The sequence below is a fragment of the Brevibacillus formosus genome, from assembly GCF_003013405.1.
Classification (GTDB): domain Bacteria; phylum Bacillota; class Bacilli; order Brevibacillales; family Brevibacillaceae; genus Brevibacillus; species Brevibacillus formosus.
The window spans coordinates 179990-201167 of the sequence record NZ_PXZL01000007.1 but is presented as its reverse complement, the minus strand read 5'-3'; the positions used below and the strand labels follow the sequence as shown (position 1 = coordinate 201167).

The following is a 21178-nucleotide window of genomic DNA, read 5'->3' as shown; positions in this document are numbered from 1 at the left end:
AGTAAAGCTAGAAAAAGGATGAGGGGGATGTTTGTGGGAATAATCACGCGGCGCTTGCTATGTGTACTTCTCCTATTCGCTTTATGCTTGGGAAATACAGTGGAACAGGGCTCAGCAAAAGAACGGGAGATATTCGTAGAGGAGGCGTGGGCATGGATCGACGAGGGAGATGTGCGTTTTCAGGCACAATTATCAGGTGCTCCGGATAAAGTAGAGCTGTCTGTTAATCAGGATAGCGACAGCAAAACTCGTTATTTTCACGAGGAGTCTCAGATTTCCCTCGCTGTAATGCCTATGGATGATAGCCCTATCCAGATCACGATGTTCATAGATGATTCAGATGAGGCATTACGTAGCTGGGAGCTATCGTTGCCTGAACACATAGAGCCGACCGTAGAAAAAATAAAAATGAAAAAGGCGCCTTGGGATGAAATGGCTGCCGATCAGAAAGAGCCGTTAGAGTTGGTCGAGCGAGAGATCGAAGACCCAAACGAAGCCCCGCCAGAAGAGGCAGAACAAAAACAGGAGCAGGATGCCACCGATGAAGAGCTTTCGCGGCTGGCAGAGGAATTTTATGCGCATTTTTCAGGCGAGAATAAGCCAGGAGAAGCGGAACTGCGCAATAGAGAAGCTCGCTTTGAGGTAGAACCGAATGATACCTTGGGCAGCAAATCGGACTGGCTATTTGATGGAAAGGACAGCCATGGAAAGATTAGCAGCAAAGATGATGTTGATTTTTGGAAAATCAGAGGAACAACAAATGGGCAGATGAGTATATCCCTCACAGATATTCCGGCAAACAAAGATTACGATTTCTATGTGTATGATGAGGAGGAACGGGAGCTTGCCCGTTCAGAGCAGCATGGAAATGAGCCTGAATTAATCGAGGGACTGGCACTGGAAAAAGACAAATGGTACTACATCAAGGTCGTTGGAAAGCAGGGCTCGTTTTCGAAAGATTACTACTACCGCTTGCGAGCTGATTTCTCCGCGGATCAAGGAGGGGGCAAGGCAGATGAATACGAGCCGAACGACACAATGGAAGAGGCCTACGAGCTGGATGCATATAAACGAAATATCGTAGGAAATCTTCATTCAAAGACGGATGTGGATTTTTACAGCTTATCCTTTACGCTCTCCTCTACTGTGGAGGTCTCTCTCAAGGATATCCCTGCTGGAATGGATATGGACGTATTTCTGCTCGACGAGGCTGGAAAGGTAGTTGCCAGATCCGAGAAAGCGAAGAACTCGGATGAACATATTACCTTCAATGCCTATCCTGGAACCTACAAAGTCAAGGTCATGGCCAGCAAACGCTCGGGATTTACCGCTAACTCGTACAGTCTGTATATAGGAGACAGAACGATTCCGGTTATCTTAATCCCGGGAGTAGGTGGATCGCGCCTGGAAGTGGAGCAGAATGGAAAGAGGTCGGAAATATGGTTGGGACTTGGCGATAGTCTCATTGGTATTAATGATCCCAAACACCGCCGGCTACTCTCTTTGGAGCCGATCAAGCCAAATAGTGTAGATGTACAGCAAGTCGTCCGTGATGCGACGATCCATCCGGAAAAAGATGATTTTTACGCCATCGAGTATCTTTCCTATGCACCGTTTTTAAAAGAACTTACCGAACAGTATTACAGCATGGTGAAGGAACTGGAGAAGGCGGGATATAAAAAACACCGTACCTTATTTGCACTGCCGTACGATTGGCGGTACAGCAGCACCAAAAATGCCAAACTTCTAAAAGAGAAAATCGACGCTGCACTGAAGGCAAGTGGGGCAAATCAGGTGCATTTGGTGGCACATAGCATGGGTGGGCTCTTGGTAAAAGAAACACTTCTATCCAATGTGTCTTACCAGCGCAAAGTGAATCGTGTCGTGTATATGGGCACGCCATTCCTTGGCTCTCCACGGGCATATCAGGCTCTTAAGCACGGATACAATTTTTCCATCCCTTGGCTGGATGAGGAAACAGGGAAAGTGATTTCCTCTTATGCACCTGCCGTTTACGAACTGCTACCCTCTAAAAAATATTTTGAAACGGTGGGCTTTCTGAAAAGGAGTAACATTCAGTACTACACCTATGATGAATTTTTAAAGGACAAAAATATTCGCCTCGACTATGCGCCGCTCGTCAAACATGGCGGCACGTTGCATGAAAAGTGGGATAACAAAACGATCAATGTTCCACAGTATTCCATCGTGGGCACAGGCCAAGTAACACTGCTCGGTTACTTTTATGATTCTTTTTATAATGAATGGTCTCCGATTCTCGATCCTGGCGTTGGGGACGGTACCGTTCCGTATATGAGTGCCAATTACGCCCAGAAGGATATGAAAAAACGATACTACGTAAAAGGCGAACACGCCAAACTGCCGACCATACCAGAAGTCATCGACCAAGTAACGAGATTGCTACAGGGAGATGAGGAATTACAACCAGGGTTGCGCAATGCTCCGGCTCAAAATTCGGACTACCTGTATTACATCATTGCACAAGATGACAAGAGCTTTCCTGAAGTGACGATACACAAATCCGGCCAGACCTTCACACTCGACGCCAATAAAAAAGAAGTACGGGAAGACCTGTCTATTGAATATCACGATCGCATCGTTGTCATCCATGTTCGAGATGGTGAAGACTTGGAATTCCAGCCGCCAGTAGCTGTAGAGGGAGAGGAACCGGCGCGCTTTCTGATTAAACGCTTCTCTTCAGATGATTCGGAGCGTTACAAAGAAACAGGCAGACGTTACGTGCTTGATGAGCGTGGACTGGCTGAGGTAGAAGAATCTACGGATTCCATGACGTGTAGTCATCAAAAGCAAAGGGTGTAAGACAATGGATGATAATTGGATTGTCTGGTTCATACTCGGTCCTTTCGTATTCTCATTGATGTTTGCGGGGCCTTTGATCGGTTTGCTCATCGCTGCCTTCATTCGCTTCACGCTAGGCTTTCGAGGCTGGTTGATCTTTCTAAGTGTTCTTTTTATCAGCTTTGTGTACTACCTGTTTATTGTTCCCTCTGACACGATGTTAGGCGAACTGTTAGTCATGAAGGTTGCCATGGCGGTGCATACAGCCGTCGTAACGATCCTGATTATGTGGGGCATCGAAAAAATCATCCAGCTCGTAAACAAAAAACGAAACACCCAAAAACCTATGGATAAATAACTGGGCACATAGGCAAATTGCGTCATCGCACGTTTTTCGAGTAGAATAACAGGAAGGAGAATGATTGTCTGGAGGTTATTTAAATGGATATTTTTGATAATAAAAAAGGCGGCTTTACCATCATGAGTGGAAAAACCGATGTACACGGAGGTTTTGGTCAAGGTGTACTCGACTTGAATGCTGTGTCTTCTGTCATTATCGATGGGGACGAAGCGTACATTGACATGGGTGCCTTGCATGCCAAAAGTTCTGTAGAAAAGGGCATCAAATGGACGACAAATAAAGAAGAAGTACCAAATGGAAAGCCATATTGGCTCGTTTGGGTAACAGTCGATCGCAATGAAGCTGGTCCTTACTATGCAGGGGCAACTGCGTGCTACATGGAAATCGATCGGGAAGCGCGTCGGGGCTACAAAATTTTGGCAGATCACGTGAATCGCATGGATTATTCTATGAAGAGACGTATTATGCTGTCCGATCTATCCGAGAAAGAAAAAGCCGCTCTGAAAAAGCTTTTGGTTGAAAATAACGCGGCTATGTATGAGAATTCCACCGAGGAATTAAAGCAAAGCTTGTCCTAAAGTTGGAAAATCGTGAACGGTCTGTGAACAAATCGTGAAATCAATTGTTCAGACAATTGAAGTCAGGTAAACTTATTTCCATATTGTGTACATGTACACTTGGTCAACAAACAGGGAGAGAGCCGTCACTCTTTCCCTGTTTGTCTTATATAATTGTCATCGTTCATCATAGTTTTTGGGAAATCGCGGAACACTAATGGGGATTGAACCAAACTGTTTGACGGAAGGGGCGGTACCCATTGGAAGAAGATCTCCGTGGTAATGAACAATCGCATGATCATTTTGTGAGGCACGGTGGCGTCCATTTCCGTACACACGTGACTCCGACCGAGATAAACAACTTTGTGCGCAAGCTCCCTGCCGGAAAAAGGGACAGCTTGTTTGAAGTATTGGAACAGCTTGATCATGCTGGTCTGATTACGATCGTCAACGACCATGTTTTTGCCGATGGAGATGGAGTCGTAGGCGGTGGGGACAATCAGAGCACGTTAGGTTAATAGGCACAAACAAAAAGGACGTACTCGATAAGAGAAACGTCCTTTTTTCTTTATTGATTCGGTTTCCACCAACTGCCCATGCGCTGCCAAAAGGTCGAAGAATCTGGCGGCTTTAAAGGTGTCGGTGTCTCATTTGTCGGGATGTGATCCGTGCAGTAATCTTGGGGCTCTGTTCCGCTTGCGAAATAAAAGAGCTGTGGATTCGGACAATGCTCGGTCGCCAGTTTTCCAGAAGCGGGATCGATATAGACAGAAACAACACCAGCTGGCATGTCAAAGAGTGCAGGGGGCTGACCTTTGAGCGCACTTTCCATGAACTGAGCCCAGATTTTTTTGGACAGATAGCCTTCCTTTACATCATCGACCTTTTGATTTTTGTCGTAACCTACCCATACGGTCGAAACCAGCTGCGGAGTGAATCCGCTCAGCCAGGCGTCATAATCCGTTGATCCTGTTTTTCCTGCTACCGGTCGGTTCATTTCGCCAGCTACGCGATATCCTGTACCGCCTTGTTCGAATACGCTTTGCATCATATTCACTAAGAGAGCAGACGCGACAGGATCAGCTACCTGTGTTTTCTCTGGTTTTTCTTCGACCAAAACGTTGCCCTCGCTGTCCTCGATGGAGGTAATCGCAATCGGCTTCACTGCTTGTCCCTTGTTGACAATTGCTGCATAAGCTGCGTTTAACTCCAAGGGAGAGACAGGTGAAGTTCCTAGTGCCAGAGAGGGAACGGCTTGCATCGAGCTGGTGATACCTAATTGCTTTGCCTGATCGACCACTTTTTGCGGCCCGAGAAAATCAATGGTCTTGACGGCGTAAATGTTGTCGGAGGTTTTGATTGCTTCACGCATATTGATCAGTGCGTTTGCATATTTTCCGCCAAAATTGCCGGGAATGTACTGCTTATTGTTATCGTAGGTAAAAACGGTCGGTTCGCTTTTCATCAACGTGAGCGGTGTATAGCCGTTTTGCAAGGCTGACAAATACATGATCGGCTTGAAGGAGGAACCGGGCTGCCGCTTGCCAAGCACGCGATTGTACTGGCTCACCTTATAGTCACGTCCACCTACCATTGCTTTGATATAGCCAGTAGCAGGGTCCATGGCGACGAGGGCTACCTGCAAATTCGGATTATTTTTCGGTAAGACGGAGGCGACTATATCCTCGGCCTTTTTTTGTACGACTGGATCAAGGGTTGTATGGATTTTCAGACCGCCATGAATAAATTTTTCTTCGTCAATGCCATATTTGTTTTTTACCAAAGTAGCGATGTAATCGCGGAAATAAGGAGCTGGCTCGGTTACATTCTCGTTTGCTCGCTGTTTCAGCTTGATTGGTTCCGCGTATGCTTGCTCTACTTCCTTCGATGTCAGCAGATTGTCGCGCTCCATCGCATTCAAAATGAGCTTTTGTCTGGCTTTGGCGCGTTCTAAATCGACAAATGGCGAATAATAAGTAGGACCCTTGGGAATGCCAGCCAGCATGGCGCTCTCTGCAACCGTCAAATCTTTGGCGTCCTTGCCGAAATAGGTTTGGGCAGCGGCTTGTACACCATAGGCTGAATGACCGTAATAAATCTGATTCACGTACATTTCTAATATTTCATCCTTGCTGTAATTCAGTTCAAGCTGAATCGCAAGCAGGGCTTCTTTGATTTTTCGCTCCCATGTCTTGTCCAAGCTGAGATACAAATTTCTCGCCAATTGTTGGGTGATCGTGCTGGCACCCTGACGCATGTCCATGTTAATGACATCGACATAAGCAGCCATGGCCAATCGTTTCCAATCAAAGCCAAAATGCTCGCGGAACGAACGGTCCTCGATCGCGATGGTAGCATCAAGCAATGCGGGTGAAATCTCTGCAAGTGGCACAGAAATCCGGTTCTCGCCACGGTGCATCGTATCCAAAATCTCGCCATTGGAAGCGTAAATCGTCGTGGTTTGCTTCACAAACGTTTCTGGGAGTGGTTGTGAGCGTAAGTACAAAATGAGCAGCAAGATGGCAAAAGAGAAACATAATAGGCTGAGAATGGTAAATTTTACAAATTTCTTAGCCCAACGCAAATAGCGCAGCAATGGGGCTTCGCGAATGACTTCCATGTGTGCCTCTCCTCCTTTCTGCGGTTGAATCAATAAAATAGGACATACTACGTTACTAGTAGTATGTGTCGCTTGCAAGCTGGTTAAACTTTCCTTGCTAGAAAAATATCTTGCAATTTGGAAGACAGCTACTATAATTTTCTTGTTATATTGTATTTTCATGCGGTTAATTGAAGGAGGTTACATAGCCATGAACATGGAATTGTGGTACACCGAAAAACAGACGGAAAATCACGGGATAACAACGAAAATTACAGAAACCCTATACAGTGAGAAATCCGAGTTTCAACAAATCGACGTAATTAATACGAAGCAGTTTGGTCGCATGTTAGTGCTCGACGGCATGGTTATGACTACCGATGTCGATGAGTTTGTCTACCATGAAATGATTTCTCATATCGCGCTGAATACGCATCCAAACCCGAAAAAGGTTCTGGTTGTAGGCGGCGGCGATGGCGGTGCTATTCGTGAAATCGTAAAGCACGCGTCTGTAGAAAAAGCAGTTCTGGCTGAAATCGACGGTGGCGTCATTGAGTCTTGCAAAAAATATTTCCCTGAGATTGCGAGTGCATTGACAGGTAATCCGCGTGTAGATGTACAAGTCATCGATGGTATTAAACATATCCATGACCACAAAGGTGAGTACGATGTGATCATGGTCGACTCTACAGAGCCAGTTGGTCCTGCTGTAGGTCTGTTCGAAAAAGGTTTCTATCAAGGCATTCACGATGCATTGAAACCAGACGGTATCATGGTTGCTCAAACGGAATCTCCTTGGTTCAACCGTGATCTGATCAAACGCGTATTCAAAGACCTGAAATCGATCTTCCCGGTTACTCGTCTCTACACTTGCAGCATCCCTACTTATCCATCCGGACTGTGGAGCTTCACCATCGCTTCCAAGCAACACGATCCGTTGGAAGTAGATCCAGCGAAAATCAAAGATCTGGGCACCAAATACTACAATGCGGAAGTTCACCACGCTGCTTTCAAACTGCCTAACTTTGTGGCTGAGCTGACCCGCGAATAATCGGGGGAGAACTACACCTATGCGTTTTGACGAAGCATACTCTGGAAATGTCTTTATCCGTAGTCACGGGAATTACGAAGAAAGCCAAGCGGTTATTTACGGTATGCCGATGGACTGGACAGTGAGCTTCCGTCCGGGATCTCGTTTTGGCCCTGCCCGTATTCGTGAGGTTTCTATCGGACTGGAAGAGTACAGCCCGTACTTGGACAGGCTCTTGGAAGACATCAAATACTTTGATGCCGGCGATATTCCTCTTCCTTTTGGAAACGTGGAAGGTAGCCTGGATGCGATCCGTACATTCGTGGCAAAAGTGTTGGCAGATGGCAAATTCCCATTGGGTCTGGGCGGAGAGCACTTAGTTTCCTGGCCAGTATTCCAAGCGGTTTATGAAAAGTACAAGGACATGGTTGTATTCCACTTTGACGCGCATACAGACCTGCGCGACAACTACGAGGGATACGAATACTCCCACTCCACCCCGATCAAAAAGGTATGCAACCTGATCGGCGGTAAAAATGTATACTCTTTCGGAATCCGCAGCGGGATGAAGGACGAGTTTGAGTGGGCAAAAGAAAACATGCACCTGTACAAATACGATGTACTGGAGCCAGTGAAGCAAGTGCTGCCTACCATCGGCAACCGTCCGATCTACCTGTCGATTGACATCGATGTATTGGACCCTGCGCACGCTCCAGGAACAGGTACAACAGAAGCAGGCGGCATCACGTCTCGTGAGCTGCTCGATACCATTCACTTCATGGCAAACAACGGTGCGAATGTCATCGGTTGTGACCTGGTGGAGGTTGCTCCTGTATATGACCATAGCGAAATGACGCAAATCGCGGCATCCAAAATCGTTCGTGAGCTGCTCTTGAGCTTTGTAAAATAAGATATCTGCGTAAAAAGCCTCCGGTTTTGAAAAAGAACCGGAGGCTTTTCCTATTGGTGGTGATAGAGATTGAACTAATTTAATAAACATTTTAGTTTACAAAGTATAAAATAGTCAGTACAATCATAATAGTGAAATGATTGATTATTTGACGGAGGTTTCCTACAAAGGAGTTGTCTGCATGAGAGAGGTATTTGCCTACGCACCATTTCGAAAACTGTTCTTTTCTAATCTGTTCTCCGGCTTTGGGCAAGGCATGACGATGATTGGGATTGCTTGGTTCCTCGTGGAAACGACAGGCTCTGCTCAGCTTTTGGGCTCCACCATGTTCACTTCTGCGGTACTGATGTTTTTCATTGGGCCGTATATCGGGACACTCATCGATCGTTACTCCCGCAAGAAAATGCTGCTGGTAGAAAACTTGATCGGATTTGGCGTGCTTGGCATGCTCGCGATCTGGGGCTTTTTCGGAGAGTACACCGAGTGGATGCTGATTGTTATCTATTTGACAACGACTTTTATGTACCAAATTCATTACCCGACGCAGTCCGCGCTGGTTCAGGAGACGTTTGAGCCCAAGCATTACAACAGCATCAACAGTCTGCTCGAGATCGAAGGACAGACGGCATCCGTTCTTGCCGGCGCGTTTGCGGGGATTTTGCTTAGCTCCTATGGGCTGCATGTTGTGATTATTTTCAATGCGATTACGTACTTGTTCGCCTTTACCCTGCTGTCTACCATGACGTATACCTTCACGCTGGAAAAAGAAGCGAAGCAAAGCCAGGGTGTCGCATGGACGAGGCAGCTGATGGAAAGCTGGCGGTACATTCAGCAAAAGAAAGGATTCCTTCTGTTTGGGGTATCCGCACTCATGCCCTTCATTGCTGTGATGGCTACGAACTTATTGAAGCCTGTTTACATAAGCCAAACGCTGCAGGAGGGTGTCTCGGTTTATTCGCTAGGAGAGGTCACGTATGCACTGGGTGCCGTGGCAGCAGGTTTACTCGTTGCGATCGTGGTTCGCAAGATGGGGCAGCTGGCAGCCATGATCGGCAATACGTTGCTGTTCGCGATAGCCATTGTCGTCATGATTGCTTTGCCGTATGGCTGGGCGCTGATTGCGGCGTACACGTTTTACGGGTGGAGTAACGCTTCTGTGCGCTTGATTCGGCAATCGCTCTATATGACAGTTGTGCCGAAGCATCAGATGGGGCGGGTGATGAGCTTTTTCAACTCAATCGGCATGATGATGCGTTTGGTCCTGATCGGATTGTTTACGACTATGATCGATTACACAGGGGCAGGAGTCGGGTACTTGGTGCTGGCGGGTCTGCTGTTGCTTGCGGCGGTCGGGATTGCTGCTACCATGAGATACCTGCTGGCGGATGCCAAAGCGGAGGCGGCGGTTGCCACACAAGAGCGATGAAGGGTAGAATGTAGGGATAAATGGGAAGCGAAAGAAAGTGGAGTGTAAAAGCATGCAAGACATACAAGTGAAATTGACGGCACGGCATCATGTAGAAGGCAACTGGGAAGAAACGACTCACAGCTATGAAGGCAAGCGCGTACAAAAAGCATCCGCATGGTACTTGACCTACAAAGAGCAGATGGAGGGCGTAGGCGAAGTAAGCACGACACTGAAGCTGACAGATACGTCCATTACGCTGGTTCGTCAGGGCGGAGTTTCAACCAGGCAGCAATTCGAAAAAGGCGCCAGCACCCATTCTACCTATCAAAGTCCCTATGGTCCGTTTGCAATGGAGACCCATACGAACAAGCTGCGAATTCGCTACGAAGCAGAGGTTCCTGTACAGGTAGAAATCGCGTACCAGCTATGGATGAATGAGCAGTACGCTGGTGAGCATGAGCTGAAAATAGAGCTAGGAAAATAAGCCGCCCTTTGCAAGGGCGGTTTTTTGCACGTACAATAGGAGTACTTGCGGCTGAAGTGAGAGGGGGATACAGCATGTTTGTACTCGCAAATGGACTAATAGCCGGTCTGGGTCTTGCTGCTTTTTTGGCGCTTGGAGATGGTTTGTTTGATACCAATACCTTTCCTGTTTTAATTGATGTCAGCTATGTACCGGGTATGGAAAATCTGCCCTCTATTGTAGAACTGTTGATTCATCTGCTGATTAGTGTGATCGTCGCCTTTTTTCTCATGCACTTTTACCCGCGGGAACGAAAAGCCCGATCGGTACGATACTTGCTGTACTGGATGCTTGGTTTTTCTATTGCGTTTTTCCCATTTAGTGTGTTGAGTCAATCCCCGATGAGTATGACAGCGTTCCTCATCTGGATATTGGGACATTTACTGTATACCGCAATGCTTGCCATTCAGGTAGGGCGTAACCGATAAATTCCTAAAAGTGCCGAATATTCGGCGAAGTGATGATTTTTTGGCAGCATGGATGGAAGGAAGGAGTGAAAGCCAGGATGCCGTTGTCAGATACGGTAGAAATGTTGCAGGCGATCTTGGGTGCTATCGATGAAGGAATTCACGTTGTGGACGCAAATGGCATTACGATTTTCTACAATCACGTCGCAGCCAAGCTCGATGGGCTGACCTCAGAAGAGGTGTTGGGGAAGCCATTGTTGGAGGTTTTTCCTTCGCTTGATCGACAGTCGAGTACCCTGCTTCGTGTCATCGATAGTGGCGAATCAATTTACAACCAGACACAGACATATAAGAACTGGAAGGGAATGCGTGTGGAGACAATCAACACGACACTTCCAGTGAGAGTAGGCACACGATTAGTCGGGGCAGTCGAGGTGGCGAAGGATATCGGCAAGCTAAAAGAACTATCGGAGCGCTTAGTCGATCTTCAGGCCAAGATTAGCAAGCCGAAACGGACAAAACGCTCGGTAGATGAAACGACTTTCCATTTCGAAGACATTTTGACGATGAGTGAAAAAATGAAACGCCTCAAAGAACGCGCTCGAAAAGCTGCCCGGACAACTTCTCCCGTGTTGATATACGGCGAAACTGGGACGGGAAAAGAACTGTTTGTCCAATCTATTCATCACGCGTCTGTCCGCAGCAGTAAGCCATTCATCGCGCAAAACTGTGCAGCACTGCCGGCCGCGCTGCTCGAAAGCTTGCTGTTTGGCACAACAAAAGGCAGCTTCACGGGAGCCGATGATCGGCCAGGGTTATTCGAGCTGGCGGACGGTGGTACGTTATTTCTGGATGAACTGAACAGCATGCCACTCGATTTGCAAGCAAAGCTGCTGCGAGTCCTCCAGGACGGGCAGATCAGACGGATCGGCGGGAGCCAATCGACCAAAGTGGACGTACGGGTAATCGCCGCAGTCAACGAAGCACCGCAGTCACTCGTGGAGCGAGGAGTCATGCGAGCTGACCTGTACTACCGGATCAACGTCGTCTCTTTTGAACTGCCGCCATTGCGCGAGCGCAGAGAAGATGTGGATATGCTGATCGACCATTTCTTACAAAAGTTCAATCGGATCTTCGGTATGAATGTGCGTGGAATCAGCAGTGAAGTGGCTAATTTGTTTGCTGCGTATGATTGGCCGGGGAATGTCCGTGAACTGGAACATGTCATAGAAGCAGCTATGAATATGGTGGAGTCGGACATCATTTTGTTGGATCATCTCCCTGCTCATATGCTGGAACGCTCGCAGTCTGAGAAAAAAGAAGCGCCAATATCGGCTCAACTCCTATCAAAGGAAGGTTGTACGCTGCCCGAAATTTTGCGTGAGGTAGAGGAAAAGGTGATTAAAGATGCGATGCAGCAAACGGACGGCAATGTACTTCGTGCCGCCAAGCTCTTGGGCATCCCAAGACAGACGCTGCAATACAAGCTCGCGCAGCGGATGATCCCTCCCTGTTGAGTGCCGAGAATTCGGCAGACTCAAGAAAGATCAAACGGACGAGAAACGCTTACAAAACGCTCTATTCCTTATTTTCTAAATCTTTTGATTTGTTGGCATGGCACTTGCATCTCTTGTTGGTTGAGTGAAACGAAGAGGTTCACCATAAGACGAGAGGAGACGGGATGCACATGACAGTAGCGACAAAACGCGATTGGCGTTCGATAGAACTTTGGAAGGATGTCACGGACGAGCAATGGAATGACTGGATGTGGCAGCTTACGCATACCATCAAGACGGTCGATGATTTGAAGCAGGTAATCAACCTGACACCGGAAGAGGAAGAGGGCGTACGTATTTCTACGCAAACCATTCCGCTCAACATCACACCGTACTATGCTCATCTGATGGATCCAGACGATCCAAGCGATCCGGTTCGCATGCAGTCTGTACCTTTGTCCTCTGAGATGGTTCGTACCAAATACGACATGGAAGACCCACTCCACGAGGATACCGATTCTCCTGTACCTGGTCTGACGCATCGTTATCCAGATCGCGTGCTTTTCCTGGTGACGAACCAATGCTCCATGTATTGCCGTTACTGTACGCGCCGTCGCTTTTCCGGCCAGATCGGCATGGGCGTGCCAAAGAAACAGCTGGATGCCTGTATCGATTACATCCGCTCAAGACCAGAAGTCCGCGATGTACTGCTCTCCGGTGGAGACGGTCTGTTGATCAATGACCGCGTATTGGAATACATCATCAGCAGCCTGCGCGATATCCCGCATGTTGAAATTATTCGGATCGGTACGCGTGCACCCGTTGTATTCCCGCAGCGCATTACCGAAAACCTGTGCAACATCTTGAAAAAATACCATCCGGTTTGGCTCAATACACACTTTAACCATCCAAAAGAAATTACACCGGAAGCAAAGCAGGCTTGCGAAATGCTTGCCAATGCTGGTGTTCCGCTCGGTAACCAGGCAGTTATTTTGGCCGGTATCAACGATTGTGCGAATACGATGAAAAAGCTGGTGCAGGACCTGGTGAAAATCCGCGTTCGCCCGTATTACATCTATCAATGCGACCTGTCAGAGGGAATTGGACACTTCCGTGCGCCTGTCAGCAAAGGGATCGAAATCATTGAGCACCTGCGCGGCCATACTTCCGGCTATGCAGTTCCGACCTTTGTAGTAGACGCTCCACACGGCGGCGGTAAAATTCCCGTCAGCCCGAACTACATTATCTCGCAAGCGTCCGATAAAGTCGTCCTGCGCAACTTTGAAGGCGTTATCACGTCCTATCCAGAGCCGAAGCAATACCACGAGCATGATGAAGAAAACTGCGAATACTGCGTGGCTGCAAAAGGCAAAGCAGTTGGTATCGCAGCACTCATGCAAGACGAGGTGGACAATCTGGAGCCGACTGATCTGCCGCGCAACAAGCGAATCAAAGCAACCAAGGTCAAGTCACTCGCAGATGTACGTTCGGAGCAAAAGGCCAAGAAAGAGCAGACCACTGCCGAGACGAAGGAAGCTTCAGGAAAATAAGCAGGATCAACAGCTACCCGTATGAAGGTAGCTGTTTCTTTTTTTTCGTAAGAATATTTCCAACTCTTCGAAGAGGATGGATGATTCGCAACTTGTGTGTTAAGATCGAGTTGTACCCATTATGAGCGGTCGCTCAGTATCGTTTCATTTTTCGAAAAAAATAAACAGACTGACTGAATACTCATTCATTTATTCCCATGATTCTGATAAGATAGAAAAAACGATTTCCACGTCTAAAGAAAAACTCACAATAGAGGGGAGTAGAAAACATGCTGGCACTCATTAATTTGATCGCCTTTTTCCTGGTTCTTGCTTACGGGCTGTATTTAGCTGGGCATGTCGTGTACAGCAGATACCTGTTTATCAAGCTGGGGAAAAAGCCGGATGTGAAAAATGACTTTGGGGCACGCATCAATCTGATGCTCGACAACGTCATTTTCCACAAGAAGCTGCTGAAGGACAAAAAGAGCGGCGTGATGCACGTTGTGATGTTTTACGGTTTTATCACCCTGCAATTCGGGGCCATCGAGCTGATTATCAAAGGGCTTTCGAAAGGCTACGAGCTTCCTTTTGGCAGCGCTCACAAATATTTCTCTGTCATGCAGGAGATCACCACGTTTCTCATTTTGGCTGCAGTCGGCTACGCTTTTTACCGCCGCTATATCGAAAAGCTCAAGCGTCTGAAGCGCGGCTTCAAGTCAGGGATTGTTCTCTTGCTGATTTCCTCCCTGATGGCGACTGTATTGCTCTCGCTTGCTTTTGAACAAATTTGGCTCGGACATGAGCCATCGGCGTTCGCTCCGATCTCTTCTGTTTTCGCGATCGTATTCTCTGCGATTGGGGTAGGGACAACGGGTGCAGCAGTAGGCTTTTACGTTTTCTGGTGGCTGCATCTGATCATCTTGCTTGGCTTCGCGGTGTATGTGCCGCAGTCCAAGCACGCGCATCTGCTGTTTGCGCCAGTCAACGTGTGGTTCAAGAAGCTGGACCCGCCAGGCAAGCTGACGAGCATTAATTTCGAGGACGAGACGCAGGAAGAATTCGGTGTCGGCAAAATCGAGGATTTTACACAAACGCAGCTCATCGACCTGTACGCTTGTGTGGAGTGCGGTCGCTGCACGAATATGTGCCCGGCCTCTGGAACGGGAAAAATGCTCTCCCCGATGGATCTGATTACGAAAATGCGCGACCATTTGACGGAAAAAGGTGCGTCGGTGACGTCGCGTACACCATGGATGCCGAGCTTCGCTTTTTCGCAGACGACTGCCAATCAGATTGCGTTCCAAGCATCTGAAGTAGCGGCGACAGCGGAAGGAGCAACCGCGGTCTATGAGAAAAGCTTGATCGGCGATGTCATTACCGAGCAGGAGCTGTGGGCTTGTACGACCTGTCGCAACTGTGAAGACCAATGCCCGGTAATGAACGAGCACGTCGATAAAATCATCGATATGCGCCGCTATTTGGTTATGACAGAAGGAAGCATGCCAGCAGAAGCGCAGCGCGCCTTGAACAATATCGAGCGTCAGGGCAACCCGTGGGGAATCAACCGCAAAGACCGGACGAAATGGATTGAAGGTCTGAATGGTGAGTACGAGGTGCCAACTGTGAAGCAGGTCGAGGAATTCGAGTACTTGTTCTGGGTAGGCTCGATGGGATCGTTTGACTTGCGCAGCCAAAAAATTTCGCAGGCATTTGTGAAGCTCATGCACGAAGCTGGCGTGAAGTTCGCCATTCTGGGCAATGAGGAAAAGAACTCTGGGGATACGGCTCGCCGCATTGGTAACGAATTCTTGTTCCAGCAGCTCGCCCAAGAAAATATCGCCTTGTTTGAAGCGTATGAAGTCAAAAAAATCGTCACCTGCGACCCGCATGCGTTCAATACGTTTAAGAATGAATATCCGGAGTTTGGGTTGAATGCAGAGGTGTACCACCACTCTGAGCTGTTGGCGGAGTGGGTGAAGGAAGGCAGATTGAAGCCAACGAAGGAAGTCAAAGAGCGCATCACTTACCACGATTCCTGCTACTTAGGCCGCTACAACGAAATTTACGACAAGCCACGCGTGATTCTCGAAGCTATTCCTGGCGTAGAGGTAGTCGAAATGAAGCGCAGCGGCTGCGACAGTATGTGCTGTGGAGCGGGAGGCGGCTTGATGTGGATGGAGGAACATGAGGGCTCTCGTGTCAACGTCACACGTACGGAGCAAGCTCTGGAGGTCAACCCGACGGAAATCGCGAGTGCATGCCCATACTGCTTGACGATGATGAACGACGGAATCAAGACCAAAGAGCAGGAAGATCACGTTAAAACACGCGACGTCGCGGAAATTCTCGCAGACGCCATCTAGGTTCATACCATGCGCAAGTCTCGGTGCTGATCAAGCGACGAGGCTTGCGCATTATTTTTTTTGCAAAAAACTGTAAGATAAAAGAGCCAGCTGAATCTAAAGGAGTGGGAAAGGAGTGAGGAAGCTGGAGCTTGCAGACAAAAGTTTAATCAAAACAAAAGAAGCATTATTTGATGAGTTAATCCGGCACTATTTGAAAAAGGTGTTGCGACTCGTCTATTTGATGGTCAAGGACCGCAGTCTTGCTGAGGATATTACGCAGGAAGTGTTCCTGTCGGCTTACAAAAACTTGGGGAAATTCCGCCAAGAGAGCTCGATGCAAACATGGGTGTACCGAATCGCCGTCAACGAAGCGAAAAAACACCTGCGCTCGTGGTCGTTTCGTCACCTGTTTTTCAAATCGGAAGTGGATATAGAGGTAGTTGAGGGAGCAGAGTCGGCCGTTTTGCAAAATGACCTTCGCGCCCGTTTTGCACATCTCGTCATGAAGCTGCCGCATAGCTATCGTCAATTGATTGTCCTTCACTACTACGAGGAGTTGTCCGTAGAGGAGATCGCAGTCATTTTGGACACGTCCGCAGGAGCGATTTATACGAAAATGCACCGCGCACGCCAGAAGCTCAAAGCGCTCCTGGAAAAGGAGGGGATCGAATGAACCTGGATAAATTGCTGGCGGAGTTCAAGGAAACGGCCGACCGGACACTGTTGCGCGGAATGGAAGATACGACTGGCTTGGAGGAGCGGATTCGCATGAATATGGAGAAGAAAGGCAAGAAAAGGTTTCGTTTCATCTACCCTGTAAGCGCAGCACTTGTTGCGATCGCGCTTGCCATCGGGTTTGCCCCTTATTTATTGCAAAAGGAAAGCACGACGAGCACACATACGCCGCCGAAGGGAACGACTGCCGAACCAGGGACCCATCAAAAGCCCGATCCAAAGGCTCACCCTGCTTCTGATGATCAGGTGATTATGGAAACGGTAGATGGGATCGTCGATGTCTTGCGCGTTGGGATGACACAAGACCAAATGAAAGAAAAGATTTCGGTCCCTTACACAGTTGTAGATGATTATGGCGGAAGCGGGGACGATGGCACAGAAGAGTACTGGGGCTATTCGATTCTCGCAAAAGAAGGATATAAGCGAAAAGACTGGACATTGATTGAGACGGAGGCCCTGCTAAAAAGAGACGTGGGCTTGGAGATGTTAGTTGGATGGAAGGATAAAAAACTTCATTGGTACTCCGTGAGCTATGTCCAAGGCAAAGAAGTCCATTTTCTCAAGCTGAACAGCAACGGAACTGTCCAAGAAGAAATCATTCAAGATGGTGCCGAGACACCTGTTCCTCCGTCCAAATTCGACTTAAAGCCAGGGGAAGAGGATCGTTATTACAATTACATGTATGAGAAAAAAGATGAGCTTTTGCGTGGATTATCTCCAATCGATGTATGGAAGCTGTATATGAAAGCACAGCAAGAGAGTCAGCTCGAAATGCAGTACGCTTTGCATATCGAGGACGATGGATTCGAGAAGCCGACACTGGAGCAATACTTGGAAGATATGAAGAAAGATCCAGTTGGAGCACGAAATAGCTGGAGGCAGTTGAAAACGATGCGAGAATTGGCAAGTGACATCACGCTTGAGCAAACGTCTGACAAGGAAGCGGTTATATGGGTGACCTTCAAGGACAACAGGGATAAGGTTGGATATAAAATGCAGAAAAACAAACAAGGCATCTGGAAACTAAGCTGGATGGCACGACAATAGCGGCAACAGCCTGACTCTTCCAAAAGTCAGGCTGTTCTTTTTTTCATTATTGATTGACTATTCGTACGGAAGACGGCAAAATAAAAGTATGCAAAGTGAACGAACGCTCGATCAATTTAGTTTTTATTGATGTGAAACATCATCCGAATGGAGGGCATTCGATGAAAACGGTCATTGTAGGGGCAGCGCGTACCCCGTTTGGTAAGCTTGGCGGAGCTCTGAAAGCGCTATCGGCAGTAGAGCTTGGTTCCATCGCAATCAAGGAAGCCGTAGAACGCGCTGGCATTTCCGGCGATCAGGTAGACGAAGTGATCATGGGTATGGTCTTGCAGGCAGGTGCGGGTCAGGTACCTTCACGCCAGGCGGCTCGCAAGGCTGGTTTGCCGTGGAATGTAGCGAGTGAGACGATCAACAAAGTATGTGCGTCCGGGATGCGTGCAGTGACGATGGGGGACCAGATCATTCGCGCAGGGGACGGAGAAATCATCGTTGCGGGCGGCATGGAGAGCATGAGCAACGCACCGTATGCATTGCCAGATGCACGCTACGGAATGCGGATGGGAGATGCGACTGTTCGCGATCTCATGATGTACGACGGCCTCACTTGCCCGTTTCATCAAGTGGCGATGGCTGTTCACGGCAACAATGTGGCGGAAGAGAACGGGATTACGCGAGAAGAGCAAGATGCGTGGGCACTGCGCAGCCAGCAGCGAGCCGCACAAGCGATGGAAAAAGGACTTTTTGCCGACGAGCTTGTCTCGGTTTCCATTCCGCAAAGAAAAGGGGAGCCGCTGCAAGTAACCGTCGATGAAGGACCACGTCCAGATACCACCGAGGAAGGATTGGCGAAGCTGCCACCCGTGTACAAAAAGGACGGAACAATCACGGCAGGCAATGCACCGGGAATCAACGACGGAGCGGCAGCAATGGTGCTGATGTCAGACGCGAAAGCACAACAGCTGGGCATCAAGCCGCTTGCGACGATACTGGGACACGCCGCGGTCGGCGCAGAGGCTCCTTATATCGCGACAACTCCGGGGCTTGCGATCAATAAGCTCCTGGAAAAGACAGGTGTCTCGCTTTCGGAGATCGATCTATTTGAGGTAAACGAAGCATTTGCCGCGGTGATTTTGACCAGTGGCAAAATCGTTGGTTGGGACGCAGAGAAAGTGAATGTAAACGGGGGAGCGATTGCGTTCGGACACCCGATTGGCGCGAGTGGTGCTCGGATTATTATGCACCTCGCCTATGAATTAAAAAGACGAGGCGGCGGCTTAGGGATCGCGGCAATTTGCAGTGGTGCCGCACAGGGTGACGCCATCTTGATTAAAGTAGAGTAAGGGAGGCCTTTTTACATGAACGTACAAACGATTATGGTCATCGGGGCAGGACAGATGGGCAGCGGGATTGCCCAAGTAGCGGCGCAGGCTGGCTTTCGCGTTTTTCTGAACGACGTCCAGCAAGCATTTGTGGAGCGCGGTCTGGCCACGATTACGAAAAACTTGTCGCGCAACGTGGAAAAAGGCAAGCTCAGCGAAGCGGATAAGGAAGCGATTCTCGGGCGCTTGACACTGTCTACTGATCTGGCAGATGCGTCTGAAGCAGATTTTGTGGTAGAAGCGGTGACAGAAAACATGGCGGTCAAAACGCAAATCTTTTCCAAGCTGGACGAGGTATGTCCGCCGCATACGGTGCTCGCGAGCAATACATCCTCCCTGCCAATTACAGAGATCGCAGCAGTTACGAAGCGGCCGGAAAAAGTAATCGGGATGCATTTCATGAACCCCGTTCCGGTGATGAAGCTGGTTGAGATCATCCGCGGGCTGCAAACATCCGACGAGGTCTATCAGCTGACAGAAGATTTGTCGAAGCAAATGAGCAAGGTGCCCGTGAGCGTCAACGACTTCCCTGGGTTTGTGTCCAATCGGGTACTGATGCCAATGTTGAATGAAGCGATTTATTGTGTATACGAAGGAGTTGCAACACCGGAAGCGATCGATGAAGTTATGAAGCTGGGCATGAACCATCCGATGGGGCCGCTTCAGCTGGCTGATTTCATCGGACTGGACACTTGCCTCTACATTATGGAGGTACTGCACGAAGGGTTCGGTGATTCGAAATACCGCCCATGCCCATTGCTGCGCAAGTACGTCAAAGCAGGATGGTTAGGCAAAAAATCCGGTCGTGGTTTCTACGTGTATAGCTAACCGAAGATTTTCGCAGAAAGGTAGGACGGACATGGATTTCCGATTGAACGAAGAGCAAGAGATGATGCGCCGGATGGTGCGAGACTTTGCCCAGAAAGAGATAGCACCTTTCGTCCCGGTGATGGAAGAGACGGACCAGTTCCCGCGTCAGATTCTCAAAAAGATGGGCGAAATGGGGCTCATGGGCATTCCGATCGCCGAAGAGTGGGGAGGAGCAGGAGCGGACTTTATTTCCTACATTTTGGCCATTCACGAGATTTCCAAGGTGAGTGCGACTGTAGGCGTCATTTTGTCCGTGCATACCTCCGTCGGGACAAACCCGATTCTCTACTTTGGTACCGAGGAGCAAAAACGCAAATACGTGACCAAGCTTGCGAGTGGCGAATACCTCGGGGCTTTTGCCTTGACCGAGCCGCATGCAGGTTCTGATGCGAGCAGTATCCGTACCACAGCCGTGAAAAAAGGCGATGAGTACATCCTGAACGGAAACAAGGTGTTCATTACGAATGGCGGGGAGGCAGATACGTATATCGCGTTTGCCGTTACCGACTCTACGAAAGGAACCAAGGGAATATCGGCCTTTATCGTAGAAAAGGATACACCGGGCTTCACGGTTGGGAAAAAAGAAAAGAAAATGGGACTTCACGGTTCCTATACGACAGAGCTCGTATTCGACAATGCGCGTGTACCGGCTGCCAACCTGCTGGGGCAGGAAGGGGAAGGCTTCTGTATTGCGATGGCGAATCTGGATTCCGGTCGTATCGGGATTGCTGCACAAGCCCTTGGTATTTGTGAGGCCGCAGTCCAGTACGCGACAGAGTACGCGCGGGAACGCAAGCAGTTTGGACAACCGATTGCCAAGCAGCAAGCCATCGCTTTCAAGCTGGCTGACATGGCGACAAAAGCAGAAGTAGCCCGATTGCTGGTATACCGAGCGGCGTGGCTGCGCAGTCAAGGAATTGCATGTGGAATGGAAGCCTCGATGGCAAAGCGCTTTGCCACAGACTCTGCGATGGAGCTCGCCACAGAAGCCGTACAAATCTTTGGCGGCTATGGCTACACCAGAGAATATCCGGTTGAGCGACTATTCCGGGATGCGAAAGTAACGCAAATCTATGAGGGCACCAACGAAATTCAGCAAATCGTGATCGCCAAGCATTTGCTTGCTGATTGATAGAAAAATGAACAGCACATGGGGGAG

At 48.7% G+C, this 21178-nt stretch carries 18 protein-coding genes; 17 read left to right on the top strand and 1 reads right to left on the bottom strand.

The window, feature by feature from the left end:
• Window positions 1-33 precede the first annotated feature (33 nt).
• The 4 genes from C7R91_RS07700 to C7R91_RS07685 all read left to right on the top strand — a co-directional run bounded on the left by C7R91_RS07700 (window position 34) and on the right by C7R91_RS07685 (window position 4256).
• Window positions 34-2841: a lipase/acyltransferase domain-containing protein gene (locus tag C7R91_RS07700; RefSeq protein WP_083995093.1), complete on the top strand. Its 2808-nt coding sequence runs from the start codon at window positions 34-36 to the stop codon at window positions 2839-2841.
• A 4-nt stretch (window positions 2842-2845) separates the two neighbouring features.
• A complete protein-coding gene (locus C7R91_RS07695) occupies window positions 2846-3178 on the top strand; it encodes a hypothetical protein (protein WP_047069863.1) in 333 nt (110 codons plus the stop codon).
• An 83-nt stretch (window positions 3179-3261) separates the two neighbouring features.
• The gene (locus C7R91_RS07690; RefSeq protein WP_047069862.1) at window positions 3262-3759 is read left to right on the top strand and encodes a YwhD family protein; all 498 of its coding nucleotides are present in this window, start codon (window positions 3262-3264) and stop codon (window positions 3757-3759) included.
• A 239-nt stretch (window positions 3760-3998) separates the two neighbouring features.
• Window positions 3999-4256: a hypothetical protein gene (locus C7R91_RS07685; protein WP_015893678.1), complete on the top strand. Its 258-nt coding sequence runs from the start codon at window positions 3999-4001 to the stop codon at window positions 4254-4256.
• Window positions 4257-4306: 50 nt separating this feature from the next.
• Here the strand turns inward: C7R91_RS07685 and C7R91_RS07680 are convergent, their stop codons facing one another.
• Window positions 4307-6358: a transglycosylase domain-containing protein gene (locus tag C7R91_RS07680; protein ID WP_047069861.1), complete on the bottom strand. Its 2052-nt coding sequence runs from the start codon at window positions 6356-6358 to the stop codon at window positions 4307-4309.
• 196 nt (window positions 6359-6554) lie between these two features.
• On the opposite strand from C7R91_RS07680, the gene speE reads away from it, so the two are divergent.
• From speE to C7R91_RS07615, 13 genes are all read left to right on the top strand, one after another.
• Window positions 6555-7388 carry a polyamine aminopropyltransferase gene (gene speE / locus C7R91_RS07675; RefSeq protein WP_047070326.1) on the top strand — a complete coding sequence of 278 codons (834 nt, stop codon included), beginning with the start codon at window positions 6555-6557 and terminating at the stop codon, window positions 7386-7388.
• 19 nt (window positions 7389-7407) lie between these two features.
• Window positions 7408-8277, top strand: coding sequence for an agmatinase (gene speB, locus C7R91_RS07670; RefSeq protein ID WP_017252411.1), 870 nt, complete (start codon window positions 7408-7410; stop codon window positions 8275-8277).
• Window positions 8278-8458: 181 nt separating this feature from the next.
• Window positions 8459-9703, top strand: coding sequence for an MFS transporter (locus C7R91_RS07665; protein WP_047069859.1), 1245 nt, complete (start codon window positions 8459-8461; stop codon window positions 9701-9703).
• A 52-nt stretch (window positions 9704-9755) separates the two neighbouring features.
• Complete coding sequence (locus tag C7R91_RS07660) at window positions 9756-10169, top strand: YwiB family protein (RefSeq protein ID WP_047069857.1); 414 nt, start codon at window positions 9756-9758, stop codon at window positions 10167-10169.
• 74 nt (window positions 10170-10243) lie between these two features.
• Window positions 10244-10636 (top strand): membrane protein, encoded by a 393-nt coding sequence (locus C7R91_RS07655; protein WP_047069856.1) that lies wholly within the window; start codon window positions 10244-10246, stop codon window positions 10634-10636.
• Between the two features lie 77 nt (window positions 10637-10713).
• Window positions 10714-12132 (top strand): sigma-54 interaction domain-containing protein, encoded by a 1419-nt coding sequence (locus C7R91_RS07650; protein WP_047069855.1) that lies wholly within the window; start codon window positions 10714-10716, stop codon window positions 12130-12132.
• 164 nt (window positions 12133-12296) lie between these two features.
• Window positions 12297-13661, top strand: a complete 1365-nt coding sequence (kamA, locus tag C7R91_RS07645) for a lysine 2,3-aminomutase (RefSeq protein WP_047069854.1) — start codon at window positions 12297-12299, stop codon at window positions 13659-13661.
• A gap of 269 nt (window positions 13662-13930) precedes the next feature.
• Window positions 13931-16006: a heterodisulfide reductase-related iron-sulfur binding cluster gene (locus tag C7R91_RS07640; protein ID WP_047069853.1), complete on the top strand. Its 2076-nt coding sequence runs from the start codon at window positions 13931-13933 to the stop codon at window positions 16004-16006.
• A gap of 115 nt (window positions 16007-16121) precedes the next feature.
• Window positions 16122-16661 (top strand): sigma-70 family RNA polymerase sigma factor, encoded by a 540-nt coding sequence (locus C7R91_RS07635; RefSeq protein ID WP_047069852.1) that lies wholly within the window; start codon window positions 16122-16124, stop codon window positions 16659-16661.
• The gene (locus C7R91_RS07630; RefSeq protein ID WP_047069851.1) at window positions 16658-17770 is read left to right on the top strand and encodes a hypothetical protein; all 1113 of its coding nucleotides are present in this window, start codon (window positions 16658-16660) and stop codon (window positions 17768-17770) included. Before C7R91_RS07635 ends, C7R91_RS07630 begins: the two co-directional genes overlap by 4 nt.
• Window positions 17771-17931: 161 nt before the next feature.
• Window positions 17932-19110: an acetyl-CoA C-acetyltransferase gene (locus C7R91_RS07625; protein WP_047069850.1), complete on the top strand. Its 1179-nt coding sequence runs from the start codon at window positions 17932-17934 to the stop codon at window positions 19108-19110.
• A gap of 15 nt (window positions 19111-19125) precedes the next feature.
• On the top strand, window positions 19126-19977 hold the full coding sequence (locus tag C7R91_RS07620; protein ID WP_047069849.1) for a 3-hydroxybutyryl-CoA dehydrogenase: 852 nt from the start codon (window positions 19126-19128) through the stop codon (window positions 19975-19977).
• A 31-nt stretch (window positions 19978-20008) separates the two neighbouring features.
• Window positions 20009-21151, top strand: coding sequence for an acyl-CoA dehydrogenase (locus C7R91_RS07615; protein ID WP_047069848.1), 1143 nt, complete (start codon window positions 20009-20011; stop codon window positions 21149-21151).
• The last annotated feature ends 27 nt before the right edge of the window (window positions 21152-21178 follow it).

Bases quoted from the DNA above. Each gene is read 5' to 3' on its own strand.
- C7R91_RS07680 (WP_047069861.1), bottom strand. From the start codon at position 6,358: ATGGAAGTCATTCGCGAAGCCCCATTGCTGCGCTATTTGCGTTGGGCT.
- C7R91_RS07640 (WP_047069853.1), top strand. From the start codon at position 13,931: ATGCTGGCACTCATTAATTTGATCGCCTTTTTCCTGGTTCTTGCTTAC.
- C7R91_RS07625 (WP_047069850.1), top strand. From the start codon at position 17,932: ATGAAAACGGTCATTGTAGGGGCAGCGCGTACCCCGTTTGGTAAGCTT.
- C7R91_RS07695 (WP_047069863.1), top strand. From the start codon at position 2,846: ATGGATGATAATTGGATTGTCTGGTTCATACTCGGTCCTTTCGTATTC.
- C7R91_RS07630 (WP_047069851.1), top strand. From the start codon at position 16,658: ATGAACCTGGATAAATTGCTGGCGGAGTTCAAGGAAACGGCCGACCGG.
- C7R91_RS07615 (WP_047069848.1), top strand. From the start codon at position 20,009: ATGGATTTCCGATTGAACGAAGAGCAAGAGATGATGCGCCGGATGGTG.
- C7R91_RS07620 (WP_047069849.1), top strand. From the start codon at position 19,126: ATGAACGTACAAACGATTATGGTCATCGGGGCAGGACAGATGGGCAGC.
- speB (WP_017252411.1), top strand. From the start codon at position 7,408: ATGCGTTTTGACGAAGCATACTCTGGAAATGTCTTTATCCGTAGTCAC.
- C7R91_RS07650 (WP_047069855.1), top strand. From the start codon at position 10,714: ATGCCGTTGTCAGATACGGTAGAAATGTTGCAGGCGATCTTGGGTGCT.
- C7R91_RS07655 (WP_047069856.1), top strand. From the start codon at position 10,244: ATGTTTGTACTCGCAAATGGACTAATAGCCGGTCTGGGTCTTGCTGCT.
- kamA (WP_047069854.1), top strand. From the start codon at position 12,297: ATGCACATGACAGTAGCGACAAAACGCGATTGGCGTTCGATAGAACTT.
- C7R91_RS07660 (WP_047069857.1), top strand. From the start codon at position 9,756: ATGCAAGACATACAAGTGAAATTGACGGCACGGCATCATGTAGAAGGC.
- C7R91_RS07665 (WP_047069859.1), top strand. From the start codon at position 8,459: ATGAGAGAGGTATTTGCCTACGCACCATTTCGAAAACTGTTCTTTTCT.
- speE (WP_047070326.1), top strand. From the start codon at position 6,555: ATGGAATTGTGGTACACCGAAAAACAGACGGAAAATCACGGGATAACA.
- C7R91_RS07690 (WP_047069862.1), top strand. From the start codon at position 3,262: ATGGATATTTTTGATAATAAAAAAGGCGGCTTTACCATCATGAGTGGA.